Source organism: Aquabacterium sp. UBA2148, assembly GCF_002328915.1.
Classification (GTDB): domain Bacteria; phylum Pseudomonadota; class Gammaproteobacteria; order Burkholderiales; family Burkholderiaceae_C; genus Aquabacterium; species Aquabacterium parvum.
In genome coordinates this window covers 1,736-7,590 of record NZ_DCXA01000092.1, presented here as the reverse complement: position 1 = coordinate 7,590, position 5,855 = coordinate 1,736, and the positions used below count along the sequence as shown (strand labels likewise).

7 protein-coding genes and 2 pseudogenes are annotated in these 5,855 nt (G+C 63.4%); 1 reads left to right on the top strand and 8 read right to left on the bottom strand.

Going from position 1 to position 5,855, the window contains the following annotated elements; all coding sequences use genetic code 11:
- Nucleotides 1-868: pseudogene (locus tag B2W70_RS04970) on the top strand (glucose-6-phosphate isomerase); the annotation flags it as partial.
- A gap of 1 nt (nt 869) precedes the next feature.
- Here B2W70_RS04970 and B2W70_RS04965 read toward each other — a convergent pair.
- The 8 genes and pseudogenes from B2W70_RS04965 to B2W70_RS04935 form a co-directional block, all read right to left on the bottom strand.
- A complete protein-coding gene (locus B2W70_RS04965) occupies nt 870-1,349 on the bottom strand; it encodes a hypothetical protein (protein WP_286743459.1) in 480 nt (159 codons plus the stop codon).
- A complete protein-coding gene (locus B2W70_RS04960) occupies nt 1,349-3,133 on the bottom strand; it encodes a T6SS phospholipase effector Tle1-like catalytic domain-containing protein (protein ID WP_286743458.1) in 1,785 nt (594 codons plus the stop codon). Before B2W70_RS04960 ends, B2W70_RS04965 begins: the two co-directional genes overlap by 1 nt.
- 83 nt (nt 3,134-3,216) lie before the next feature.
- Complete coding sequence (locus B2W70_RS04955) at nt 3,217-3,609, bottom strand: DUF3304 domain-containing protein (RefSeq protein ID WP_286743457.1); 393 nt, start codon at nt 3,607-3,609, stop codon at nt 3,217-3,219.
- Between the two features lie 113 nt (nt 3,610-3,722).
- Nucleotides 3,723-4,232, bottom strand: coding sequence for a DUF3304 domain-containing protein (locus B2W70_RS04950; RefSeq protein ID WP_286743455.1), 510 nt, complete (start codon nt 4,230-4,232; stop codon nt 3,723-3,725).
- Nucleotides 4,229-4,612 (bottom strand): DUF3304 domain-containing protein, encoded by a 384-nt coding sequence (locus B2W70_RS04945; protein ID WP_286743453.1) that lies wholly within the window; start codon nt 4,610-4,612, stop codon nt 4,229-4,231. The genes B2W70_RS04950 and B2W70_RS04945 overlap by 4 nt, the downstream gene beginning before the upstream one ends.
- A gap of 27 nt (nt 4,613-4,639) precedes the next feature.
- Nucleotides 4,640-4,690 (bottom strand): annotated as a pseudogene (locus B2W70_RS18440) (lipoprotein); the annotation flags it as partial.
- Between the two features lie 28 nt (nt 4,691-4,718).
- Nucleotides 4,719-5,531 carry a DUF4123 domain-containing protein gene (locus tag B2W70_RS04940; protein ID WP_286743451.1) on the bottom strand — a complete coding sequence of 271 codons (813 nt, stop codon included), beginning with the start codon at nt 5,529-5,531 and terminating at the stop codon, nt 4,719-4,721.
- 59 nt (nt 5,532-5,590) lie between these two features.
- On the bottom strand, nt 5,591-5,855 hold a 265-nt coding region (locus tag B2W70_RS04935; protein ID WP_286743449.1), incomplete at its 5' end, for a DUF2345 domain-containing protein.

Sequence of the window (5,855 nt, the reverse complement as noted above, 5' to 3'; positions counted from 1 at the left end):
CTTTTCGATGTGGTCGACCATTGGCCTGCCGATCGCCTTGGGCATCGGGGCGGACGGTTTCCGCGAACTGCTGGCCGGCGCCCACGCGATGGACCGGCACTTCGCCGAAGCGCCCTTTGAAGCCAACCTGCCGGTGCAACTGGGCCTGCTCGACGTCTGGTACCGCAACTTCAAGGGCTACACCAGTCGCTGCGTGGCGCCCTATGCGCAAGGCCTGCGCAGCCTGCCGGCCTACCTGCAACAGCTGGTGATGGAGAGCAACGGCAAGTCGGTCGATGCCTTGGGCCAGCCGCTGCCTTACGCCACCAGCGACGTCCTGTGGGGCGAGCCTGGCACCAACGGCCAGCACGCCTTCTTTCAGATGCTGCACCAGGGCAGCGACGTGGTGCCGGTGGAGTTCATCCTCGTGGCGCGCCCCAGCTACCCTGCTGCGTTGCAGGCCTCACCAGCCTTGCAGGCTGCGCTCAGGCAACAGCACGAGGCCTTGTTGGCCAACGGCCTGGCCCAGGCCCAGGCGCTGATGTGGGGCAAGACCGAGGCCGAGGCCTTGGCCGAGCAGGCGCCCACCGCATCGCCCGCGCTGGCCCCCGAGGTCATCGCCCGCCACCGAACCTTCCCGGGCAACCGCCCCAGCCTGACCCTGGTGCTCGACGAGGTCTCACCCCGTTCGCTGGGCGCCTTGATCGCCCTGTTCGAGCACCGCACCTTCGTGTCGGGCGCGGTGTGGGGCATCAACAGCTTCGACCAATGGGGCGTGGAGCTGGGCAAGGCGCTGTGCCAGCAACTGCTGCCGCGCCTGCAGTCGGGTGACACGGCTGGGCTGGATGCGTCGAGCGCGGCCTTGATCGGGCGGTTGCGGCAGGGCTGAGTCAGTCGCCCTGATGGTTGTCAGCCAGTGCTTGCACGAACGCAGCACGCGCGGCCACTGCCAGTTCGTAGGCTTTTTCTTCACCGTATCGCAAGGTTGAGAAGGCCTTTTTGCGCGCGGGCTTGACGCCCTCCGGTGTGCGCGCCTCCCAATGCACGTAGACCGCCACGCTGCCGTCCGAGCGCCGGCGGCTGGTTTTCATCTTGAACACACCGGGGGTCCCGGATGTGTTGTTGGTGCGCAGCTTTTGCACCAGTTCCTGCTGGGTGTAAGGCTGCAGCGAACGCGCGAGTTGGTCGCGCCATGCCTGGGCCGCTTGCAGGGCTGCCTCCACTGAGCCGTGCCGCAAAACCGGGAACCCTTTGGCGTGGTTCGTGCCACGACAGCGCAGGGACACGCGCCAACTCCCCAGCCCCGGGGTGGGCATGAACCACAGGCGATCCAGGTCGCCGAGTGGTGGGGTGTTGGGGGGCTTGGGCATCAGGCCACGGGCTCGGTCTGATGCCCCGGCGCCTGAGCCTTGGCGTAGGTGACGCGGGCATCCTTGCCTTGGTAGAGCACGCGGGCCTCTGTTGCGCGGGTGCGGTCCATGGCGAAACTGGCCAGGGAGTCGATCACGTGGTCATCGAAGAAGGCGATCACTTCCAGGTCCCTGAGAACCGGTTCGTCCCAGGCCTCTCTCAGCAGCCGGTCAAAGCCCTTCAGGCTGTCCTTGCGGGCCTTGAGCACTCGCTGGCTTTCCTGCATGAACTCGCGGTCGTACTGCGCCATGTTCTTCAACAGGCTGCCATCGGAGGACGGCATGGTGTTGAGCGAAGCTTGAATCGGAACAGCCTGCTCTCGCAGTGTCGCGGCGCGTTGGCGACACTTTTGCGCTTCGCGCAGAAATTCGTGCTGCTGCTCACCGGGGAACATGCCCGATGCGGTCAGGTTCAGCATGTGCGCCTTGAGCTCCAGCCCCAGTGCTTCGTACTCGACCTTGTCCAGCGAGGATTGCTTTGCAGCCCGCTCCTGACTCCACTTGGCTTCGCTGGCGGACAGGCGTTTTGCGGTCTGATCTTGCTCACCCTTTTGCGCGGCAAGGCGCTTGCGACCCACGTCGATGATGCGCCAGCGGAAGTACAGCTTCATGTGTGCCGCGACCATCTGGCCGACGGGGGCGGCGCCTTGGCCGACGGCTTTCATGTAGTGGTTGAAGCGGCGGATGAGGGTTTGGCGGATCGCGGCTTCTTCCTTCGTAGAGGGGTAGAAGTCCCGAATCACGGGGTCTTCTGCTCTTTTGAGTGCATCCAACGACCTCAAAGGCACGCCTGCTTTGTACGCCTCGTCGTACATCGCCTGCAATGGAATCGCGCTCAGCATGCCGAAGGGGCTGGACAAACGCCCGCCTTCACCAGGCCGGTAGCCTCCGCCCACGTTCGAATGCACACCGGGGTAGACCACCTCCACCGTGTTTGGCGGGTAGCGCCCGGCCTCCAACAAGGTGTCCAGCGGAAACGAATTGCGGATCTCGTGGGCGGCGATGTGGTGCACGCAACGCAGCGACATGGCGGGGATGCGCAGGTCACTCGCCCACGACGCGTGACCGTCTGCGTTGCTGGCGACCCAAACCGGCACCGCAGCCAGCCAAGGGGACACCCTGGTCAGCGCCGCCGCTTCTGCTTGGTATTTGCGTGCGGCGGTGGGCACACCCACCGAGGCAACGGTGTCAAACAAGCCCATGAAGTACAGGCGGATGGGGTGGCGCCCCTGCTTGGTGACCCAACCTGCGCCAACGGGGTCACAGTGCTGCTGCAGCTTCACGGCGAAAGCACGCGCCAGGGCGGCCCCGCGGGAGAAGCCGAACACCGCCAAGTGGATCATGCGGATCTTGTTGACGGGGTTGTTGGCGCGGGCGGCGGCGGCTGCAACTTGCTCTTGGAACATGCGCCATGCCCAGTCGAGGCGGGCCTGACCGCCCAAGCCCACGGAGGACTTCCAGTTGCCACCCTTGTCGCCGATTTCGCGGAATGGCGTGCCAATCCCAGGGATGTAGAACGACATGTGGCCAAGGGCCTTGATGTCTGCTTTGCGGGCACGGTAGAGGCGTGCCACGTTGCTGTGCTCATGCGTGGGAGCGTCGATTTCTTCGTTGTTGCCAGTTCCATCGAAATAGAAGGTCAGCCACGGCTCTTGCTGACAATCTGCAACCGGCGTGGCTTGGGGGGCATTCTTTGCAGCACCTCGGCTGGATGCTCGCTGAGCATCGTTTTTGATGGATTGCATGGGACTGCACATGGCGCCTGCGGGAAGGACTTGGCATGTGTTCACCATTGGAAAAACCGGTGCCTCTTTGCTGCTCGTTTGACTCATGGCTTGGCTCCTTGCGCCAACTCGGCAGGCTTGATGCGGGGCTCCGGGTAATCCGCAGCGACTTCGACCTGCGCGGTGTTGTCGGGGTAGAAGTGAACGGCAAAGACGGTCGGGTTCTGTGGAACGGGGCCCTTGAGTTCAACTTCGACGCGATGGGTTTCCGCGTCCTGCAGCTTCAAGCCCTTTTCGTGGTTCCAGCGCTCGCCGTACGTCCACTCCACGAAAATCGGAACTGGCAGCTCGGTGCCGGGGCGCCACACGATGCAGCAGGTGGTTCCCCCGCCTCCTGACAAGCCCTCGCTGATGAGCACATTGCCCCCGCCTTGCCCGTTCACGCTGAACCTGTCGATGTAGCGCCCTGAGTAGTTGTAGCCAGTGATGCCAAGCATCTTGGGCTCCTCTTGGGGAGACTTCTGGCAGGCCGTGAGGGCCAGTGCAGCAAGAGTACCCACCAAGACTTTCTTCACGATGTCATCCGACGAACTCGCGTGTCTTGTTCCGCTCATGATTGAGCCCCCTTGGCCATGTCTGATCGTCTCAAGCGCGGTTTGGGATAGTCCTCAGCCACTTCGAGTTGAACCGTGTTGTTCGGGTAGAAGTGAACGGCGAAAACGGTCGGGTGCTCTGGAACGGGGCCAGTCAGTTCCACCTCGGCGCGATGGGTTTCCGCTTCCCGCAGCAGTTGGCCCGTATCGAAGTCTTTCTCGTATCCATACGTCCACTCCACCACAATCGTCACGGGCAAGGCAGTACCTGGTCGCCACACAATGCAACAGGTGGTCTTTCCTCCGCCATCAGCGTCATCGCTCAGGAGGACATTGCTGCCCCCTTGGCCATTCACACTGAACCCGTCGATGTAACGGTCGGTGTAGTTGTAGCCGGTGATGGCCAGCATCTTGGGCTCTTCCTCAGGTGCTTTTTGGCATGCCGTGATGGCCAGTGCCGCAAGGGTGGCCGCCAAGATGTTCTTCACGATGCCCACCAATGAACGCGCGGGGCTAGTTCCGCTCATGATTGAGCCTCCCTAGCCGAGCCTGATCGTTTGAAGCGAGGTTTTGGGTAGTCCTCCGCCACCTCGAGTTGAACCGTGTTGTCCGGGTAGAAGTGAACGGCAAAGACGGTCGGGTTCTTTGGAGCGGGGCCCTTGAGTTCAACTTCGACGCGATGGGTTTCCCTGGGCTTGTAGATTTGCCCCGTTCGCAGATCCTGGTTCTCGCCGTACGTCCACTCGACAAGCATAGGAACCGGCAGCGCGGTGCCAGGTCGCCATACGATGCAGCAGGCCTCGCCCGATCCATTCGTGTGGGCGCCCATGTTGGTGCCGCCTTGTCCGTTCACGCTGAACCCATCGATGTAGCGGTCGGTGTAGTTGAAGCCAGTGATGCCAAGCATCTTGGGCTCTTCTTGGGGAGACTTATGGCAGGCCGTGAGGACCAGTGCTGCCACGGCGGCTGAGAGCATTCTTTTCATGGGCGCATTGTGTTCACTGTGGCGCTGATCACGCCTGAGCCAGGGTTGACCGGAGCGTCTGGCCGGACGCAACAGCTTGCGACACGACCTCGGCCCATTCGGGTTGACCTGCCCAGTCAGGGCCCACCTCTGCCGCGATGCGAACGGCGAGTGCGTGGTCATCTGGTGATTCAAACCCTTGGCCTTGCGCCCAACTCACTTGATCGCATGCCAGTGCATGCCGATGGGCTGGCGGCACCAGGTTCAAGGCGCTGGGGTAATCAGATCGGCAGAGTCCCAGCACCGCATCGGCGTGCCCCAGCTTCAACAGCCCCGCGAACGTCGGATCGCTGAGCGCCCAGGCGGTTTCGTGCGCGGAGGGGTCGCTGTCCGCCGCAGGATTCTCCGCAGTCTCAAGCTGGCCATCGCGGCCTGGCCAGGCGCTGGCTGCTTCTGCTGCCAGGAAGGCCTGCACATCGGCGTTTTGATGGAGTTCAGGCTCGTGCAGGGCCCACCAGATGCGGGCGTCCCACCAGCGAAACAGCATGTGCTCGCCATCGGTGAAGCGGGCCCGCATGCGTCGGCGCATCGCTGGCACCCACATCTGCGGCGACCAGGCGCTGGCGATGAGGAACAGCATGGGCTCATCGGTTTCCTGCGATTGCCAGATGGCACGCAGCGCCGATGAGCGGCCTTCAGGGCTGACCGGAACGACGCGGGGGGCCACAGCCAGGGCGGATGGATCGCTGGTGATGTGGTCGAGCAGGTTGGTGCAGTCATGGCTGGCCTCAAGCTTGCGCACGTGTGCGATGGCCTCGCTGGCCGATGCGTCCACGATGGCCCAGACATGACGATCAGACAACGCCTGTTGGTCGAGCCAATCTGATGGCCACGCTTGGTGTGGGACGAGGTCGGTCACGCTCATTCCTTGGCGAAAGCGCTGCCGCTGGATCGCGCAGCAAGCAGGCATGAGACGCAGATGCTAATGGGCATCTGCGGCAGCACCAGGTCTTGCGTGCCTGTCCCCGCCATCGACTTCTGCCCTGCCTTGACCGTGATCTTGCCCGGGCACTGTGCGGTGAACTGCCCACCTTCGATGGTGATGCTCGCTCCGCCCGCCACCGACAGCACCACGCGCTTGGCCGCCGCGATGTTGACCACCCCGCTGGCCGTCTTGAGCTCCAGC